This is a genomic window from Georgenia wutianyii, assembly GCF_006349365.1.
In the GTDB taxonomy this organism is placed as follows: domain Bacteria; phylum Actinomycetota; class Actinomycetes; order Actinomycetales; family Actinomycetaceae; genus Oceanitalea; species Oceanitalea wutianyii.
Window position 1 is genome coordinate 809,015 of sequence record NZ_CP040899.1, and the last position, 17,959, is coordinate 826,973.

Below are 17,959 nucleotides of genomic sequence, written 5' to 3' on the forward strand. Positions count from 1 at the left end.
TCCTCAGGAGGTGAGCCGTGCGCCCACGAAGGTGGGCGTGGAGACCGTGCCGAGGGTCGTGACGCCCTCGACGCCGCGGGTGAGGAAGTGGTTCTGCTGGTCGTACAGCGGCAGGATGTAGTAGCCCTCGAGGACGCGGCGCTGGACCTCGGTGTAGAGCTCGGCGCGCTCGTCCGGGTCGGTGATCCGCGCCGCCTCGTCGAGCAGGGCGTCGAGCTCGGGGTCGGTGACCTGGGAGAGGTTGGCGAAGTAGCCGCTCGGGGCGGGGACGGTGCCGTCGGAGTGGTAGAGGATCCGCAGCACGTCGGGGCCGACCTTCGTGTACGGCGCGCTCACGGCGTCGTAGTCGTTCTCCCCGCCGCCCTCGGGCGCGGCGAGGGCGCCGTACCAGGCCGACAGGTCGAGCGGGGTGATGACGACGTCGAAACCGACGGCGCGGGTGTTGGCCTGGATCTGCTCGAAGAGGGCCTGCTCGGCGGCCACGGACTGGTTGGTGCTCACCGGGAGGCGGACGGTGAGGCGCTCGCCGTCGCGGACCCGGTAGCCCTCGTCGTCGACCTCGTCCCAGCCGGCCTCGTCGAGCAGCCGCTCGGCCTGCGCGACGTCGGTGACGAACAGCGAGGGGTCGGAGTAGGCCATCGGCTCCACGCTCGACAGCGGGGAGTGGGAGCGGGTCGCGACGCCCTGGTAGAGCGCCTCGATGCCCGGGTCGACGTCGGCGGAGAGGACGAACGCCTGCCGGACGCGGACGTCGTCGAACGGCGCCTGGGAGGAGTTGAGCTCGATCCGGTTGACCGACCCGGGACGCGGGGCGTCGATGTGGGTGATGCCGGCGGCCTCCGCGGTGACGACCGCCTCGGGCTCGGGGTTGTCGATGACGTGCACCTCGCCGGACTGCAACGCCGCCCAGCGGGTGGCGGGGTCGGGCAGGAAGCGCCACTCGATGCGCTCGAGGTGGGCGGGACCGTCGTGGTCGGCCTCAGGACCGTGGGAGGCGTAGTCCTCGTTGCGCTCGAGCAGGACGTGCTGCTGGGGCACCCACTCGGTGACGACGAACGGGCCGGTCCCGATCGGGGCGGCGCAGTTCTCGTCGGTGCCGCGGGCGATGCCCGCGGGCGACTGGATCGCGGTCCACTGGGTGCTCAGCGACTCCAGGAGCGCGGAGTCCGGCTCGGACAGGTGGAAGCGCACGTGGCCGGCGTCCACCGGCTCGACCTCGGCGATCTTCTCGACCGCGAGGTAGCCGGTCGAGGAGGCGGTGTCCGGGTCCTGGAGGTGCTCGATGTTGACCTTGACCGCCTCGGCGTCCAGCGGGGTGCCGTCGGTGAAGGTGATGCCCTCGGCGAGCGTGAGGTCCCAGGTGAGGCCGTCCTCGCTGACCTCCCAGTCGGTGGCGAGCCAGGGCTGGATCTCCCCGGAGGCGTCGCGGCCGACGAGCGGCTCGAGGTACTGGGTGGAGATGAGCGCCTGGGGGTAGTTGCCGCCGACGTGCGGGTCGAGACAGGTGGGCTCGGCGTCGCCGGTGGCGTAGACGAGCGTGCCGCCCTCGACGGGCTCGCCGGTGGCCTCCCCGGCGCCGGTGCCCCCGTCGCTGCAGGCGGCGAGCGCGAGCGCCGCGAGGGCAGCTGCGGCGGCGATGCGGGTGTGCGGTCCGAGCTGAGCCATGACGTCCCGTTCGGTCGAGTTCTTGGGCTGCGTCCAACAATAACTCGGCGCCGGGTATGCCCGGACCGTAGGATCGTCGGGTGCGAGAAGGGCGCCGCGTCGGCCGGCCACGTTCCGCTTCCCGCGAGATGCTCGCCGAAGCGGCCTGTGAGCTGTTCCTCGAGAAGGGCTACGCCGCCACCTCCGTGGCCGACATCACCGAGCGCGCGGGCGTCAGCCGCAACACCTTCTTCAACTACATCCCGACGAAGAGCGACCTGCTCTGGACGTCCGTGGACGACGCCGTCGCGGACCTCACCGAGGCGCTCGCGGGCTCGGGGACCGACGGGGACGCGGTCGCCCAGGTCCGGGCGGCCCTGCTCCGGGTGGCCGCGGACGTCGAGCCCGGACCGGTCGCGCTCGCGTTCGCGAACGCCGAGCCGATGGGGGTGGGCGAGGAGCTCGAGGAGTCCGCCGCCCGCCGCCAGGCCGCCGTGGGGCGGGTGGTCGCCGGGTACCTGCGGCGCTCGCGGACGGAGGACCTCACCGCGGAGGTCCTCGGGACGGCCCTGGCCGGCGCGTTCCTCGCCGCGCTGCGCGCCTGGGCGCGCACCCCGGTGCCGCGCCCGCCGCTGCCCGACGTGCTGGCCCGGGCCCTCGACGTCGTCCGGCCCGGCTGACCCGCGGCGCGCCGTCCAGCTGCTCGGTCCCCATGGCGTCCACCACCTCCCTCGGTGCGTGGCCGCGACTCTAGGCTCGCCCTCCGACATCGCCGGGCGCTCGCCCCAGACGCCGCGGCGCGATGATCTCGCCGACCTCCCTGCGCACCCACCACACCCGCTCGCGCCGCAGCTCCTCCCACGTCGAGAACCGGTAGCGGAACACCCGCGCCCGTACCCACACCGGCCGCTCGCCGGCCAGCGGGTCGTGGCGCAGCAGCCGCAGGGTGGCGGCGTCGGCCTCGAGCAGACGGTCGAGGAACGGGAGGAACCACGCGAGCTGCGCCGAGGACCCCAGCCCGAGGAACCACATGCCCCAGTCCAGCCGCAGGTGGTAGGGCGCGTACTGCCGCGGCCGGCGCCCCGGCGGGCCGGGCTTGCCGCGGAAGACGTACTCCTCCCAGTCCTCCTCGCCCGGGTCCTCCTCACGGGTGGCCTCGACGACGATCTCCTCGCGTCGGCGGGTGACCGACCCGAACGCGCCGTAGGCCCCCACGAGGTGGAAGGGGTTGTAGGAGACGTTCATCCGCTGTCGCCGCGACAGGAGGTTGCGGGCCGGCCGCCGGCTGAGGACGAGGACGAGCCCCGCCATCACCAGGACGGCCCCGGTGAACCACAGCGGCGTCGGACCGGTCGCCCGCTCCGGGGTGAGCGAGGGGACCAGCCCGGCGAGGACGTCGTCGTCCACGGCCGAGAACGCGAGGACGATGGTGAGCCAGTTGAGCCAGGCGAAGTTCCCCGAGAGGACGAGCCAGAGCTGGGTGACGACGACGGCGCCCGCCGCCCACGTCGCGACCGGCTGCGGGGCCAGGAGGAGGAACGGCACGATCAGCTGGGTCACGTGGTTGGCCACCACCTCGACGCGGTGCAGCGGCCACGGCAGGCGGTGGAAGAACCAGCTCAGCGGGCCGGGCATCGGCTGGGTCTCGTGGTGGTGGTCCAGGGCCGTGAGGTTCCGCCAGGCCGGGTCGCCGCGCAGCTTGATGAGACCGGCACCGAGCTCCAGCCGGAAGACCAGCCAGCGGAAGGCAAGAAGGGTGAGCAGCGGCGTTCCGGTCCGGTCCGAGCCGAGGAAGGCAGCCAGGAAACCGGCCTCGAGCAGCAGCGACTCCCAGCCGAAGCCGTAGAAGACCTGCCCGACGTTGACCACCGACAGGTAGAGCGCGTACAGGGCGAGGAACACGAGCATCGGCAGCCACGGCGGTCCCTGCTGCGGCAGCCCGACGACGACGGCGAGCGCGAGCACCAGGCCGACCCGGGCGACGGCGCGGAGCAGACGGTCGGAGTAGCGCAGGTGGAACAGGCTGGGGGCGGCGCGCAGCGGGACCCGGGCGGTGAACCGGGGGACCGGCAGGAGTCCGCGCTCACCGAGCAGGGCCGGGAACTGGCGCAGCACGGCGACGAACGCGACGGCGTACACGAGCGCGACACCGCGCTGCAGGACGAACCGCGCGACCTGCGAGCCCTCGGCGACGAACCAGTCCACGTCCCCTACCTCCCCAGCGACACCGTGCGCACGGAGCACCCGGCGCCCATGGAACACCCCGCATCCCTCCGGTGCAGGCCGAGGTGACGGACGGGCCGTCCACTGCCGGGTGGAAACGTCCATGGAAGAAATGAGGTTGCGGGCGGGCATACTGTGACCCGGAACAGGAGAGGGGGGCCACCGTGACGCCACCGCAGCGCACTGCCGGCGCGACCCTCGACGAGGTCGCCGAGCGGGCAGGCGTCTCGCGCGCCACCGCCAGCCGGGTGCTCAGCGGCGACCCGCGGGTAAGTGACCGCGCACGCGAGGCCGTGCGGACGGCCGCCTCCGCCCTGTCCTACGTCCCGCGCCAGGCGGCCCGGTCGCTGGCCACGCGCCGCAGCGACGCCCTCGCGTTCGTCGTCGCCGAGAGCGGCGACAAGTTCTTCGCCGACCCGTTCTTCGCCGGCGTCCTGCGCGGCGCGCAGGTGGCCGCGGCGGAGCGCCGCCGCCAGCTCCTCTTCGTCGTCGTCGCCAACGACGACGACCGCACCCGCCTCGAGGAGTACGCCGCGGGCGGGCACGTCGACGGCGCGATGTTCCTCTCCGTCCACGGCAACGACCCGCTCCCCGGGCGCGTCCACCGGCTCGGCGTCCCCGTCGTGCTCGCCGGGCGCCCCGCGAACCCGCGCGTCGGCATCCCGTACGTCACCGCGGACAACGTCACCGGCGGGCGGCTCGCCGCGCAGGCGCTGCTCGCCCGGGGCAGCCTGCGCCCGGCCACCGTCTGCGGGCCGTGCGACATGACGGCGTCGCTCGACCGCCTCGCCGGCTTCCGCGCCGAGCTCGCCGAGAACGGGATCGACCTGCCGTCCACCGCGGTCACCGAGGGCGACTTCACCATCAGCGGCGGGCACCGCGCCATGGAGCGCCTGCTGGAGTCCGGCGAGCGCCCCGACGCCGTCTTCGCCGCCAACGACCTCATGGCGGTGGGCGCGCTCCGTGCGCTGCGCGCCCGGCGGATCCGGGTGCCCGACGACGTCGCCGTCGTCGGCTTCGACGACGTCCCGCTCGCCGCCGACGCCGATCCGCCCCTCACCACCGTGCGCCAGCCGCTGGAGGTCATGGGCCGCCACATGGCGCGCATGCTCATGGACCTCGCCGACGGCGGGCAGACGACATCGGCGACCCTCGCCGTCGAGCTCGTCACGCGCACCTCCGCCTGACCCCACACCCGTCGCCCGGCGGAGCTCCGCCCTCGCGCGGAAGTCGGCTGTCGTGCGGAAGTCCGCTGTCGTGCGGAACTCCGCTGTCGCGCGGAACTCGGCTCTCGCGCGGAAGTCCGCTCTCGCGCGGAAGTCCGCTCTCGCGCGGAAGTCGGCTGTCGTGCGGAAGTCCGCTGTCGCGCGGAAGTCCGCTGTCGCGCGGAAGGCGGCTGTCGCGCGGAAGTCGGCTGTCGCGCGGAAGTCGGCTGTCGCGGGGGAGGGGTGGGGGCGGCTGTGGGCTCCTGGGCGGACCCGGGTTGACAGGGGCGGACGTCGGCCCCATCCTTCTGTGGACGCTATGGGAGCGCTTCCATAACGACCATGCCGATCTCGTCGGGCCCAGGAGGAACTGGGGGGACGAGGCCGGGCGCTCAGGACGAACTGACCCGCGAACCAACCGGCTACGACGCCGGGTAGGAGGAACCATGGACACCAGACGGACCAGGACCGCATCCGTCGTCGCCGCGCTGACCGCGGGGGCGCTCGCGCTCTCGGCGTGCGGTGACAGCGCGAGCGACGAGCCGGACGCGGCCGGGGGGAGCACCGACGGCAAGACGACGATCACCGTCGCGCTCTTCGGCACCTTCGGCTACGAGGAGTCCGGCCTCTTCGAGCAGTACATGGAGGAGAACCCCGACATCCTCATCCAGTACGAGTCCACCCAGGGCGAGGACAAGTACTGGCCCGCCCTGCAGACCAAGCTGAACTCCGGGAGCGGCACCGCCGACATCCAGGGGATCGAGGTCGCCCGCATCTCCGAGGTCACCGCCAACCAGGCCGACCTGTGGACCGACCTGCGCGACACCCCCGCCGGGGAGCGCGTCGAGGACTACGTCGACTGGAAGGCCAACGCGGCCACGACCGCCGACGGCAAGGTCCTCGGGCTGGGCACCGACATCGGCCCGATGGCCCTGTGCTACCGCAGCGACCTGTTCGAGGAGGCCGGCCTGCCCTCCGAGCCCGACGAGCTCGCCGCCCGCCTCGGCTCGTGGGAGGACTTCATCACCCTCGGCGAGGAGTTCCAGGCCGGCGCCCCCGAGGGCACCGCGTTCCACGACTCCGCCGGTGGCCTGTACAACGCCATCGTCTCCACCGAGGAGCAGATCTACCACGACGAGAGCGGCGAGCTCGTCCTGGAGAGCAACCAGGCGTTGCGCGACGCGTTCGACCTCGCCGCCCGGGCCGGGCAGAGCGGGCTCACCGCCAAGCTCGAGCAGTTCGTGGACCCGAGCTGGGACGGCGGGTTCGGCAGCGGCACCTTCGCCTCGATCGCCTGCCCCTCCTGGATGATCGGCTACATCAAGGGCAAGGCCGGCGACGCGGGCAGCGGCCAGTGGAACATCACCACGCTCCCCGGTGGCCAGGGCGGCAACTGGGGCGGTGCCTACCTCGCCATCCCCGAGGCGAGCGAGAACAAGGAGGAGGCCGCCGAGCTCATCGCCTGGCTCACCGACGCCGAGCAGCAGGCGGCCGTCTTCAGCAACGTCGGCAACTTCCCGTCCAACACGGGCGCGATCGAGCTCGTCGGGGACACGACCGACGAGTACTTCAACGGCGCCCCGATCGGCCAGGTGTTCACGACGTCGGCGCAGAACGCGCCGACGCAGATCCTCGGCCCGTACGACGGCGTGGCGAAGAACGCCATGGTCCAGGCGCTGCTGTCCGTGGAGGTCAACGGCGTCGACCCGGCCGACGCGTGGGAGACCGGCGTCTCCCAGGTGCTCAACCAGGTCCGCTGAGCCGGCCGGTGGGGCGGGGGCCGCGTGCCCCCGCCCCACCGGGACCCGCCCCCGACCAGGACCCTCGAGAGGCAGTGATGACTTCCACCGTCCCCGTGCGGTCGGCACCCGACGCCGTCCCGCCCCCCACCCCGCAGCGGGTCGTCGAGCCCGCCCGGCCGACCCTGCGCTCCCGGCTCTTCCGCTGGGAGGCCGGCGCGGCGCCCTACCTCTACATCGCCCCGTTCTTCCTGCTCTTCGCGGCGTTCGGGCTCTTCCCGCTCGTCTACACCGTGTGGGTGAGCCTCCACGACTTCCGGCTCAACGCGGGCATGACGTGGGTGGGGCTGGACAACTTCGTCTGGCTCTTCACGAACGAGAAGTTCTACAACGCGCTGCTCAAGACGTTCACCATCGGGGTGCTCTCGACGGTGCCCCAGCTCATGCTCGCCCTCGGGCTGGCCCACCTGCTCAACTACCGGATGAAGGCGCGCAACTTCTTCCGGATCTCGATGATCATGCCGTACGCGACGTCGGTGGCCGCCTCCACCCTCGTCTTCGCCCAGATCTTCGGGCGCGACGGCGGGTTCGCGAACTGGATGCTCTCCCTCGTCGGCCTCGACGCGATCGACTGGCGCAACGGCGACCTCACCGCGCAGATCGCCATCGCCGTCATCGTCACGTGGCGGTGGACGGGGTACAACGCGCTCATCTACCTCGCGGGCATGCAGTCGATCTCCTACGACCTGTACGAGGCCGCGTCCCTCGACGGCGCCAGCCGGTGGCAGCAGTTCCGCCACATCACTCTGCCCGGCCTGCGCCCGACGATCCTCTTCACGGTCGTCGTGTCGACGATCGGCGCCACCCAGCTCTTCGGTGAACCACTCCTCTTCGGCGGCGGCACACCCAACGGCGGGGCCGTCAACCAGTACCAGACGGTGGGCCTGTTCATGTACCAGCAGGGCTGGCAGTACGGCAGCCTCGGCCGGGCCGCGGCAGTGGCCTGGGTGACGTTCGTGCTCATCGTCGTCCTCGTCCTGCTCAACACGGCCTTCGTGCGGCTGCGCACCGCGCAGCGCCTCACCGGAGGAGACGACTGATGACGACGATCACCCGCCCACCGGCTATTCCCGGGACGCGGCTCGCAGCACCCCGGCGTCGACGCCGCAGCAACCACGGCGCCGGCTGGCTCACCTACGCCGTGCTCATCGTGACGGCCGTGCTGTTCATCGGCCCCTTCTACTACATGCTCGTCGCCGCGAGCCGGCCGATGTCGGAGATGGTCCAGTCCCCGCCGCCGCTCACGCCCGGCCCCAACCTGTGGGCCAACATCCAGACCGCGCTCAACCAGCAGGACATCGGTCGGGCGATCGTCAACTCGGTCATCGTCTCCGGCACCGTCACCGTGGCCACCCTGCTGTTCTGCACGCTCGCCGGCTTCGCGTTCGCCAAGCTGCGGTTCCGCGGGAAGAAGGCGCTGTTCGGCGTGACCATCGGGACGATGATGATCCCGCCGACCCTCGGCGTCGTGCCCCTCTACATGGTCATGGCCGAGCTCGACCTCGCCGGGCGGCTCTCCTCGGTGATCCTGCCGACCCTCGTCTCCGCGTTCGGCGTCTTCTTCATGCGCCAGTACCTGCTGCAGTCGCTGCCCGACGAGCTCATCGAGGCGGCGCGCGTGGACGGCGCGACGTCGCTGCGGACGTTCTGGAGCATCGTCCTGCCGATCGCCCGGCCCGGCATGGCCGTGCTCGGCATGCTCACCTTCATGACGGCCTGGAACGACTTCTTCTGGCCGGTCATCACGCTGAACTCCTCCAACCCCACCGTCCAGGTCGCGCTCAACAACCTCGGCAGCGGCTACGTGCCGGACACCGCGATCATCATGGCCGGCACGCTCGTCGGCACCCTGCCCGTCGTCGTCGTCTTCCTGCTGCTCGGACGGCAGATCGTCAGCGGCATCATGGCCGGCGCCGTCAAGGGCTGAGCCCCACCACCACAGAAAGGAGCAGGGCCGCCCGACGCCCTGACCACACCCATGAGCATCCAGACCCGACCCCAGGACCTCACCCGCACGATGCCCCGGCTCCCCGACGGCTTCGTCTGGGGCGCGGCCACCGCGGCCTACCAGATCGAGGGCGCGGCCACCGCCGACGGCCGGACCCCGTCGATCTGGGACACCTACAGCCACACCCCCGGCCGGGTGGCGGGCGGCGACACCGGTGACGTCGCCGTCGACCACTACAACCGCTTCCGTGAGGACGTCGCCCTCATGAAGGAGCTGGGCCTGCAGACCTACCGCTTCTCCATCTCCTGGCCGCGGATCACCCCGCACGTCACCGCCGAGAGCCTGGGCCCGGTCAACGAGGCCGGCATCGACTTCTACTCGCGGCTGGTCGACGAGCTCCTCGCCGCGGGCATCACCCCCGCCGCGACGCTCTACCACTGGGACCTGCCCCAGGCGCTGGAGGACGCCGGCGGCTGGCCGGCGCGCGCCACGGCGGAGCGCTTCGCGGAGTACGCGGGCGTCGTCGCCGCGCGGCTCGGTGACCGGCTCGGCACGTTCATCACGCTCAACGAGCCGTGGTGCTCGGCCTACCTCGGCTACGGCAGCGGCGTGCACGCCCCGGGCCGCACCGACCACGCCGACGTGCTCGCCGCGGTCCACCACCTCAACCTCGGTCACGGCCTGGCGGCGGCGGCGATCCGGGCCGAGCGTCCCGACGCCGTCGTCGGCCTCACGCTCAACCTCGCCTGGGTGCGCCCGGCCTCCGGCGACGCCGCCGACCTCGCCGCCGCGGAGCGGATCGACGGGCTGCAGAACCGGGTCTTCCTCGACCCCGTGCTGCGCGGCTCCTACCCGCAGGACGTCCTCGCCGCGACGTCCGCGGTCAGCGACTGGTCCTTCGTCCACGACGGCGACCTCGAGCTCATCCACCAGCCGCTCGACGTCCTCGGCGTCAACTACTACAGCCCCACCCTCGTGCGCGCCTACACGGGCGAGGGGGAGCGGGAGGAGGCCGACGGCCACGGGAACGGCGCGGTGAGCCCGTGGCCCGGGTGCGAGGACATCGAGTTCCCGCAGCAGGCGGGCCCGTACACGGACATGGGCTGGTCCATCGACGCGCGTGGCCTCACCGAGCTGCTCGTGCGGATGCACCGCGAGCACCCGGGCCTGGAGCTGCTCGTCACGGAGAACGGCGCGGCCTTCCCCGACGTCGTCGGCGCGGACGGCAGCGTCGAGGACCCCGACCGGACCGCCTACCTGCGCGACCACATCCAGGCGGTGGCCGACGCCGTGGCCGCCGGGGCGCCGGTGCGTGGCTACTTCCTGTGGTCCCTGCTCGACAACTTCGAGTGGGCCTACGGGTACGCCAAGCGCTTCGGCATCGTCCACGTGGACTACGACACCCAGGTCCGCACCCCCAAGGCCAGCGCCCGCTGGTACGCGGACCTCATCGCGGCCCACACCCCCTGAGCCCCGCCGCGTGCCCCGCAGGCGACGCCTGACCTGCGGGGCACGCGACGGTCAGACGAGTCCCGCCTCCCGGGCGCGGATCGCGGCCTGGACGCGCGAGGCGCACCCGAGCTTGGCGAGCACGCGCGACACGTGGGTCTTGGCGGTCGCCTCGCTGATCCCCAGCGCCTCGGCCAGGCCGGCGTTGGACAGGCCCTGGCCGAGCCCGGCGAGCACCTCGCGCTCGCGGTCGGTGAGCGTGGCGACGTCGGCGGGCACCTGCGCCTCGTGCGGCTCGGGCGCCCGGACGAGGGCGCTGAGCAGGCGGCGCGTCACCTCGGGCGCCACGACCCCCTCCCCGGCGGCGACCCGCCGGACGGCGTCGACGAGCGTCGCGGCGTCTGCGGTCTTGAGGAGGAAGCCGGCGGCACCGGCGCGCAGCGCCCCGAAGACGTACTCGTCGAGGTCGAACGTCGTGAGCACGAGGACGTCGGCGAGCCCCGCGGAGACGATCTCGCGGGTGGCGGCGATGCCGTCGGTCCCGGGCATGCGGATGTCCATGAGGACGACGTCGGGGCGCAGTGCCCGCGCGTTGGTCACCGCGCTCGCGCCGTCGGCGGCCTCGGCGACGACGACGACCTCCCCGCTCTGCTCGAGGATGAGCCGCAGGCCCGAGCGGATGGCGGCGTGGTCGTCGGCGACGACCACCCGGACGCTCACGTGCCCGCCCCGAGCGGGATCCGGGCGCACACCAGCCAGCGGCCGTCCTCCCGGCCCGCGCGGAACGAGCCGCCCAGGGCCTCGGCCCGCTCGCGCATCGTCAGCAGGCCGACGCCGCCGCCGGCCGCGGGAGCGGTCTCACCGGCAGGGTTGGCGACCTCGATGCGCATCTCCTCGCCGAGCGCGACGAGGACGTCGACAGGGCCGGGCCGCCCGTGCTTGAGCGCGTTGGCGAGCGCCTCCTGGACGATCCGGAACGCCGCCTGGTCCACCGCCGCGGGCAGCTCGGGCAGGTCGGAGGGCACGTCGACGGTGAGCTCCATGCCCTGCCCGCGGAACCCTGCGGCCAGCCCGGCGAGCTCGCCCAGCCGCGCCGGGCTGGTGCGCGCCTCGTCACCGGTGCGCAGGAGGTCGATCATCGAGCGCATCTCGCGCAGCGCCGCGACGCTCGCCGAGCGGATCGCGGTGAGCGCCTCACGGTCGCGGCGGGCCGCCTGCTCGGCGTCGGCTGGCCGGGGAGCGGCGAGCGCCGCCTCGGAGTGGATGGCGACGGCGGACAGGTGGCTGGCGAGCGCGTCGTGCAGGTCCCCGGCCATCCGGGCGCGCTCGGCGAGGACGGCCTCCTGCTCGCGCAGCTGCCCGATGCGGGCGAGGTCGCGCGCCCGGGCGGAGGCGAGCGCGGCGATCTCGGTCTGCTGGCGCACCGAGGTGCCCCACCACAGGGGAGTGCCGAGCACGGCGAAGGCGAGGAGGGCGACGTTCGCGCTGTCGCGCAGCTCGCCGGTCGCGGCGAACGCCGCGGCCCCGCTGCCGGCGACGATCACGGCCGCCCCCACCCGCAGCCGGCGCAGCGCCGGCGCGCTCACCCGCAGCGCCGCGGAGTAGAGGAGGTCGAGCAGCCCGACCATGACGCCCATGCTCCCGCCGAGGACGGCGTCGAGAGCGGCGACGACGGTCCCGGCCGCGAGCGAGAGCAGCGGGCGGCGGGCCTTGCCGAGCATGACGGCGCACATCGCGGCCAGGGTGAGGACGAACCACCACAGGTCGGTGGGGACCTCGGGCCCCCGCCACACGCCGACCAGGCCGACCGCGAGCAGCGCGAGGCCGACGAGGAACGTGCCGGCGGCATCGCTGCGGACCCGGGCGTGCTCCGTCGCCCGCGCCCGTTCCCACATGCTCCTCACCGCTCCTGGCACGCCCCCATCCCAGCACACGCGCGCGAGCCGCGGGTCAGTCGAAGGATGTATGCGGGCGCCGGTGGTCCTGCGCCCGACGGCCGACGACGGCGCGGGGTAAGCGGCGCGAGGCTCGTGCCATGACCACGATCACCGCCGGCACCCTCGCCGTCCTCGCGCTCGTCGACTCGACGAGCTTCGGCACGCTCCTCATCCCCATCTGGTTCCTCCTCACCCCGGGGCGGGTGCGGGCCGGGCGCGTGCTCCTCTTCCTCGCGACCGTCGCGAGCTTCTACCTCCTGCTCGGCGTCGCGCTCGTCGCCGGGCTCGGGGCGGTCCTCGGCGACGCCGGCGCCCTCCTCGACAACCCCGTCGTCGGGCGGCTCCAGCTCATCCTCGGCGTCGGGATGCTCGTCGGCAGCTTCTTCATCGGCCGCAAGAAGGAGGGGCAGGCGGGGCGGCCGGGCCGGCTGCTGCGCTGGCGCGAGCGCGCGATGGGCACCGAGACCGGCTCGGGGCTGGGCGGGCTGCTCAGCCTCGCGCTCGCCGCCGCCGTCCTGGAGGTCGCGACGATGCTGCCCTACCTCGCGGCGACCGGGATCATCGGCTCCTCCGACCTCGGGGCACCGGCCCGGCTCGGCGTGCTCGCCGCCTACTGCCTCGTCATGGTGCTCCCGGCCCTCGTCCTGCTCGCCGCCCGCCTCACCGCGGGCCGCCTCGTCCAGCCGCTGCTCGAGCGGGTGGCCCGGTGGATGGAGCGCACCGGCGGGGAGACGACCGCGTGGATCGTCGGGATCGTCGGCTTCCTCGTCGCCCGCGACGCCGCCACCCGGATGCCCGAGCTGCTGTCCTTCCTCGGGTGAGGCAGGTCAGACGGCGCTGAGCGCGGCGCGGTCGCGGCGCGCGACGAGCCGGTTGAGGCGCTCGGACATGACGAGGCCGAGCGCGGCGAGGACGGCGAGGAAGAACGGGAACACCCACGGACCGATCCACGTCGAGAGCACGCCGAAGAGTGGCGGCGCGAGCGTCGAGCCGGTGTAGGCGGCGGCCATCTGGATGCCGATGACGGCCTGCGAGCTGCGCCGGCCGAAGTTCGCCGGCGTCGAGTGGATGATCGCCGGGTAGACCGGCGCGCAGCCCAGCCCCGCGACGACGAGCCCGGCCAGGGCCAGGACGTCGGTGGGCAGCGGCAGCGCGATCATCAGCGCCCCGAGGGCCACGACGAGGAACCCGCCGCGGATGAGCAGGCGGTCCCCGACCCGGTCGGCGAGGAACCCGGCGAGGAACCGCCCGGTCGTGATGCCGAGGAGGAAGAGGGAGGCGAACGCCGCCGCGGTGGCGACGTCGACCCCGCGCCCGGTGACGAGATAGGTGGACGCCCACAGGATCGCGGTGCTCTCCAGCGCGCAGTAGGCGAAGAACGCGCTGATGACGAGCGTGACGCCCGGGATGCGCAGCGCCTGCCGGAGCGGGACGTGGGCGCGGTGGCCGGTGCCGGGCTCGCCGTCGTCGTCGTGGTGGGGGTGGGTCTGGTTGACCTTGCCCCACAGCGGCAGCGCGGCGATGAGCGCGACGGTGAGGACGGCCTGGGTCGCCCCGACGACGAGGTAGCCGCCCGTCCAGTCCAGGCCCGAGGTCAGCGCGTAGCTCATGATGAACGGGCTGATGGAGGCGCCGAGGCCCCAGAAGCTGTGCAGCCAGTTCATGTGCCGCGCGGCGTAGTGCAGGGCGACGTAGTTGTTGAGAGCGGCGTCGACCGCTCCCGCGCCCAGGCCGTAGGGCACGGCCCACAGGCACAGCGCGACGAACGAGCCGGAGAAGGAGAAGCCGACGAGCGCGGCCGCCGTCAGTCCCACGCTCACCGCCGTGACGAGTCCGGCCCCGAACCGGCGGGTGAGCCGCTCGGAGCCGAGGCTGGAGACGATCGTGCCGACGGCGATGATCATCGTGATGAACCCGGCGAAGGCGACCGGGACGCCGAGGTCCTCGTGCATGACCGGCCACCCGGCCCCGACGAGGGAGTCCGGCAGACCCAGGCTGACGAAGGCGACGTAGATGATCGCGAGGAGGAGCGAGTACACGGGAGTCCAGGGGTGGTGGGCGACGACTGGGGCCGACGCTACCGCCGCCCTCCTCGGGACAGCGCCACCGGCCCCGAGGAGGCGAGGAACGTCACCTCCGGCGCCCGTGCCTCGCCCCACGGGCGGGGGAGTCGCTAGCCTGGCCGGATGACCTCCACCTCCTCGAGCACCATCGTTCCGCGCGGCGACGGCCGCGCCCCCGACGAGCTCCGTGAGGTCCGGTTCACCCGAGGCTGGCTCGACCACGCCGAGGGCAGCGTGCTCGTCGAGTTCGGTGCCACCCGGGTGCTGTGCGCCGCCTCCTTCACCCAGGGCGTGCCGCGCTGGCGCAAGGGCTCGGGCGCGGGCTGGGTGACCGCCGAGTACGCGATGCTGCCCCGCTCGACCAACACCCGCAGTGACCGCGAGTCGATCAAGGGCCGGGTCGGCGGCCGCACCCACGAGATCTCCCGGCTCATCGGGCGCTCGCTGCGGGCCGTCATCGACGTCGGCGCGCTCGGGGAGAACACCATCGTCCTGGACTGCGACGTCCTCCAGGCCGACGGCGGCACCCGCACCGCCGCCATCACCGGCGCCTACGTCGCACTCGCCGACGCCGTCGCCTGGGGCCAGGCGCAGGGCGCGATCGCGCCGGGCACGGTGCTCACCGACTCCGTCGCGGCCGTGAGCGTCGGGATCGTCGGCGGCCAGCCCGTCCTCGACCTGCCCTACGTCGAGGACGTCACGGCCGAGACCGACATGAACGTCGTCGTCACCGGCTCCGGTGGCTTCGTCGAGGTCCAGGGCACCGCCGAGCGCAAGCCCTTCGAGCGTCACGAGCTGGACGAGCTGCTCGACCTCGCCGTCGCCGGCACCGCCAAGCTCACCGAGCTCCAGCGGGCGGCGCTCGCCGCGCCGCTGCCCGGCCGGTGAGCGCGGCCGCCGCGCCGCGGCTGGTCCTCGCCACCCACAACGCCCACAAGATCGGGGAGCTGCGCGCCATCCTCGCGCCCCTGCTGCCGGACCTGGACCCCGCGTCCGTCGTCGGCGCGGCCGACGTCGGGGCGCCGCAGCCGGTCGAGGACGGCGTGACGTTCGCCGAGAACGCCCTCATCAAGGCGCGGGCGCTCGCCGCCGCCACCGGCCTGCCGGCCGTGGCGGACGACTCCGGGCTGGCCGTCGACGTCCTCGGCGGGGCCCCCGGCGTCTTCTCCGCCCGCTGGGCCGGACGCCACGGCGACGACCGGGCCAACCTCGAGCTGCTCCTCGCCCAGCTCGCCGACGTCCCCGCCGAGCACCGCGCGGCGCGCTTCGTGTGCGCCGCCGCGCTCGTCACGCCGCAGGGCCACGAGCACGTCGAGACCGGGACGATGCCGGGCCGGCTGCTCACCGCACCCCGCGGCAGCGGCGGCTTCGGCTACGACCCGATCCTCCAGCCCGACGGTGAGGAGCGGTCCGCCGCCGAGCTCAGCGCGGAGGAGAAGAACGCGATCTCCCACCGCGGCGAGGCCTTCCGCGCTCTGGCCCCCCACGTCGCCCGGGTGCTCGCCGGCTGACGAGCCCCGCGAAAACCCTGGTCGACCGGGGCCCGACCTCGCTAGCGTGGGCCGATGGCCAGGGAGTTCCAGGTGACGTTCGACTGCGCCGACCCCGAGCGGGTGGCGCGCTTCTGGTGCGAGGTCCTCGGGTACGTCGTGCCCCCACCGCCGCCCGGGTTCGACTCGTGGGAGATCTTCGACGCCTCCCTGCCCCCGGAGCACCAGGGATCGGCCTTCGCGTGCGTCGACCCCGACGGCGCCGGGCCGCGGCTCTTCTTCCAGCGGGTCCCGGAGGGCAAGACCGTGAAGAACCGGGTCCACCTCGACGTGCGGGTGGGCACCGGGCTCGTCGGTGCGGAGCGCCTCGCGACGCTGCAGGCGGAGTCCGACCGGCTCGTGCCCCTCGGTGCGCGGGAGGTCCGGGTGTTCCAGGCCGACGGCGTCGACGAGTCGTTCATCGTCATGCAGGACGTCGAGGGCAACGAGTTCTGCCTCGACTGAGCAGCCTCAGCGCGCGGTGCGGGATGCTCTCGACACGAGCAGCCGGACGAGCCGCCACCCGAGGAGCAGGGCACCGAGCACCCCGAGGGCGACGAGCACGAACGCCGGCGCGGTGCCGTCACCGCCCCAGGCCCGCAGTGCCATGCCGCCGCCCCAGGTGACCAGCCACGCCACGACCCCGCCCGGCCACAGCCGCAGCGAGCCGTCGCGCACCAGCAGGGCCACGACGAGCCGGGCGAGGAGGAAGGGCAGCGCGACGTCGAGCACCTCGGCGACCGAGCGCCCGCCCTCGTGCGCGCCGCGGCCGAGCCAGGCGAAGAGGACGACGGCGGCGCTGTCGAGCAGGAGCGCGGCCACCCGCTCGGTCCAGCGGCCCGGGCCCAGCGCCCGCGTGGCACGCCCGACCTCCAGCCCCTGCGGGCCGGTACCGGGCTGCATGCTCACGGCAGCCGGCCCACGTGGGACAGCGCCTGGCGCAGCACGGTGCCGTGCCCGTCGACGAGCTCGGCCTGGACCTCGGGCAGGAGCGCCTCGGTCGGGGTGAACCAGCCGACCTCGAGGGTGTCCTGCTGGGGGTGGCAGTCGCCGTCGACGGGGACGACGTAGGCGAGGGAGACGGCGTGCTGGCGCGGGTCGTGGAAGCCCGGGCCGGGGGTGGGGAAGTACTCCCCGACGGTGAACGGCTGGGGGGAGAGCGGGATGCGCGGCAGGCACAGCGAGCCGAGGTCCTTCTCCAGGTGGCGCGTGAGCGCCTGGCGCAGGGTCTCGTGGTAGAGCACGCGGCCCGAGACCAGTGCCCGGGTCAGCGACCCGTCGGTCACGCGGAGCAGCAGGCCGACCTGCTGGACGATCCCGGAGGCGTCCACCCGCACCGGCACGATGTCGACGTAGAGCATCGGGACCTGGCGGCGGACCCGCTCGAGGTCCTCGGGGGGCAGCCAGGGGGTGATGTCGTCGGAGGCCAGTCCGCTCATCGCGTTCTCTTTCGTGTTGCGTGCACGCCCGCCAGGGCGAGGGAAGGTCGTGCGCGAGGCGGGACTCGAACCCGCACGTCCGAGGACACCAGGACCTAAACCTGGCGCGGCTGCCAGTTACGCCACTCGCGCGTGGGCCCAGCCTACGGGCTGGCCCCTCAGTCGACGCCCAGGTCCTTGCGCAGCCGCGCGACGTGTCCGGTCGCCTTGATGTTGTACCTCGCCAGGGTGACGGTGCCCTCGCGGTCGACGACGACGGTCGAGCGGATGAGCCCGGTGTAGGTCTTGCCGTAGTTCTTCTTCTCCCCCCAGGCGCCCCACGCCTCGCTCACCGCGTGGTCGGGGTCGGAGGCGAGGGGGAAGGTGAGGGACTCGGCCTCGGCGAAGCGCGCGAGCTTGGCCGGCTCGTCGGGCGAGATGCCGACGACGGCGTACCCGCGGGCCTGGAGGGCCGCGAGGCTGTCGCGGAAGTCGCACGCCTCGGTGGTGCAGCCCGGCGTGGAGGCGGCCGGGTAGAAGTAGACGACGACGCCGTTGTCGGCGGAGGCGCGCAGGTCCGCGAGGCTCACCGGGGCGCCGTCGGCGGTGGTGAGGGTGAAGTCCGGGGCGGTGTCACCGGGGGAGAGCTGGGGCACGGGTCCTCCGTCGTGTCGTCGTCGGGTCGGGGAACCCCAGGATCGCACGGGCGGTGGCCATGCGGGTACGAAGATACGTAATCACGTA

The 17,959-nt window shown here is 73.5% G+C and carries 18 protein-coding genes and 1 tRNA gene; 10 read left to right on the forward strand and 9 right to left on the reverse strand.

Annotation, left to right across the window (positions count from 1 at the left end; genetic code table 11):
* Positions 1-3: 3 nt before the first annotated feature.
* Complete coding sequence (locus FE251_RS03560) at positions 4-1,665, reverse strand: ABC transporter substrate-binding protein (protein ID WP_139073525.1); 1,662 nt, start codon at positions 1,663-1,665, stop codon at positions 4-6.
* 128 nt (positions 1,666-1,793) lie between these two features.
* Between FE251_RS03560 and FE251_RS03565 the strand changes: the two genes are divergently transcribed.
* Complete coding sequence (locus FE251_RS03565) at positions 1,794-2,324, forward strand: TetR/AcrR family transcriptional regulator (RefSeq protein ID WP_139947907.1); 531 nt, start codon at positions 1,794-1,796, stop codon at positions 2,322-2,324.
* Between the two features lie 70 nt (positions 2,325-2,394).
* Here the strand turns inward: FE251_RS03565 and FE251_RS03570 are convergent, their stop codons facing one another.
* Positions 2,395-3,849, reverse strand: a complete 1,455-nt coding sequence (locus tag FE251_RS03570; protein ID WP_139073527.1) for a lipase maturation factor family protein — start codon at positions 3,847-3,849, stop codon at positions 2,395-2,397.
* A gap of 182 nt (positions 3,850-4,031) precedes the next feature.
* Here FE251_RS03570 and FE251_RS03575 point away from each other — a divergent pair, with 182 nt between their 5' ends.
* The 5 genes from FE251_RS03575 (at position 4,032) to FE251_RS03595 (ending at position 10,289) form a co-directional block, all read left to right on the forward strand.
* The gene (locus tag FE251_RS03575; protein ID WP_139073528.1) at positions 4,032-5,054 is read left to right on the forward strand and encodes a LacI family DNA-binding transcriptional regulator; all 1,023 of its coding nucleotides are present in this window, start codon (positions 4,032-4,034) and stop codon (positions 5,052-5,054) included.
* Positions 5,055-5,518: 464 nt separating this feature from the next.
* Positions 5,519-6,832 carry an extracellular solute-binding protein gene (locus FE251_RS03580; RefSeq protein WP_139947909.1) on the forward strand — a complete coding sequence of 438 codons (1,314 nt, stop codon included), beginning with the start codon at positions 5,519-5,521 and terminating at the stop codon, positions 6,830-6,832.
* Positions 6,833-6,909: 77 nt separating this feature from the next.
* Positions 6,910-7,911 carry a carbohydrate ABC transporter permease gene (locus FE251_RS03585; RefSeq protein ID WP_139947911.1) on the forward strand — a complete coding sequence of 334 codons (1,002 nt, stop codon included), beginning with the start codon at positions 6,910-6,912 and terminating at the stop codon, positions 7,909-7,911.
* Positions 7,911-8,798 (forward strand): carbohydrate ABC transporter permease, encoded by an 888-nt coding sequence (locus FE251_RS03590; protein ID WP_139947913.1) that lies wholly within the window; start codon positions 7,911-7,913, stop codon positions 8,796-8,798. Before FE251_RS03585 ends, FE251_RS03590 begins: the two co-directional genes overlap by 1 nt.
* A gap of 51 nt (positions 8,799-8,849) precedes the next feature.
* Positions 8,850-10,289 (forward strand): GH1 family beta-glucosidase, encoded by a 1,440-nt coding sequence (locus FE251_RS03595; protein ID WP_230976531.1) that lies wholly within the window; start codon positions 8,850-8,852, stop codon positions 10,287-10,289.
* 51 nt (positions 10,290-10,340) lie between these two features.
* Here the strand turns inward: FE251_RS03595 and FE251_RS03600 are convergent, their stop codons facing one another.
* Both FE251_RS03600 and FE251_RS03605 read right to left on the reverse strand, forming a co-directional pair.
* The gene (locus tag FE251_RS03600) at positions 10,341-10,988 is read right to left on the reverse strand and encodes a response regulator (protein ID WP_139947915.1); all 648 of its coding nucleotides are present in this window, start codon (positions 10,986-10,988) and stop codon (positions 10,341-10,343) included.
* A complete protein-coding gene (locus tag FE251_RS03605; protein WP_230976596.1) occupies positions 10,985-12,163 on the reverse strand; it encodes a sensor histidine kinase in 1,179 nt (392 codons plus the stop codon). The genes FE251_RS03600 and FE251_RS03605 overlap by 4 nt, the downstream gene beginning before the upstream one ends.
* Before the next feature lie 140 nt (positions 12,164-12,303).
* Between FE251_RS03605 and FE251_RS03610 the strand changes: the two genes are divergently transcribed.
* Complete coding sequence (locus FE251_RS03610; RefSeq protein WP_139947919.1) at positions 12,304-13,026, forward strand: GAP family protein; 723 nt, start codon at positions 12,304-12,306, stop codon at positions 13,024-13,026.
* Between the two features lie 6 nt (positions 13,027-13,032).
* Here the strand turns inward: FE251_RS03610 and FE251_RS03615 are convergent, their stop codons facing one another.
* Positions 13,033-14,244: an MFS transporter gene (locus tag FE251_RS03615; protein WP_139947921.1), complete on the reverse strand. Its 1,212-nt coding sequence runs from the start codon at positions 14,242-14,244 to the stop codon at positions 13,033-13,035.
* 147 nt (positions 14,245-14,391) lie between these two features.
* Between FE251_RS03615 and rph the strand changes: the two genes are divergently transcribed.
* The 3 genes from rph to FE251_RS03630 are packed head-to-tail and all read left to right on the forward strand — an operon-like array spanning position 14,392 to position 16,262.
* Positions 14,392-15,156 (forward strand): ribonuclease PH, encoded by a 765-nt coding sequence (rph, locus tag FE251_RS03620; RefSeq protein ID WP_139072671.1) that lies wholly within the window; start codon positions 14,392-14,394, stop codon positions 15,154-15,156.
* The gene (gene rdgB / locus FE251_RS03625) at positions 15,153-15,779 is read left to right on the forward strand and encodes an RdgB/HAM1 family non-canonical purine NTP pyrophosphatase (protein WP_139072672.1); all 627 of its coding nucleotides are present in this window, start codon (positions 15,153-15,155) and stop codon (positions 15,777-15,779) included. The genes rph and rdgB overlap by 4 nt, the downstream gene beginning before the upstream one ends.
* A gap of 54 nt (positions 15,780-15,833) precedes the next feature.
* Complete coding sequence (locus FE251_RS03630; protein ID WP_139947923.1) at positions 15,834-16,262, forward strand: VOC family protein; 429 nt, start codon at positions 15,834-15,836, stop codon at positions 16,260-16,262.
* A 6-nt stretch (positions 16,263-16,268) separates the two neighbouring features.
* On the opposite strand, the gene FE251_RS03635 is transcribed toward FE251_RS03630, so the two are convergent.
* From FE251_RS03635 to bcp, 4 genes are all read right to left on the reverse strand, one after another.
* On the reverse strand, positions 16,269-16,700 hold the full coding sequence (locus FE251_RS03635; RefSeq protein WP_230976597.1) for a DUF3054 domain-containing protein: 432 nt from the start codon (positions 16,698-16,700) through the stop codon (positions 16,269-16,271).
* Positions 16,701-16,702: 2 nt separating this feature from the next.
* On the reverse strand, positions 16,703-17,236 hold the full coding sequence (locus tag FE251_RS03640; protein ID WP_139072675.1) for an NUDIX hydrolase family protein: 534 nt from the start codon (positions 17,234-17,236) through the stop codon (positions 16,703-16,705).
* Between the two features lie 50 nt (positions 17,237-17,286).
* Positions 17,287-17,368, reverse strand: a tRNA-Leu gene (locus tag FE251_RS03645).
* A 26-nt stretch (positions 17,369-17,394) separates the two neighbouring features.
* Complete coding sequence (gene bcp / locus FE251_RS03650; RefSeq protein ID WP_139072676.1) at positions 17,395-17,871, reverse strand: thioredoxin-dependent thiol peroxidase; 477 nt, start codon at positions 17,869-17,871, stop codon at positions 17,395-17,397.
* Positions 17,872-17,959: the final 88 nt, after the last annotated feature.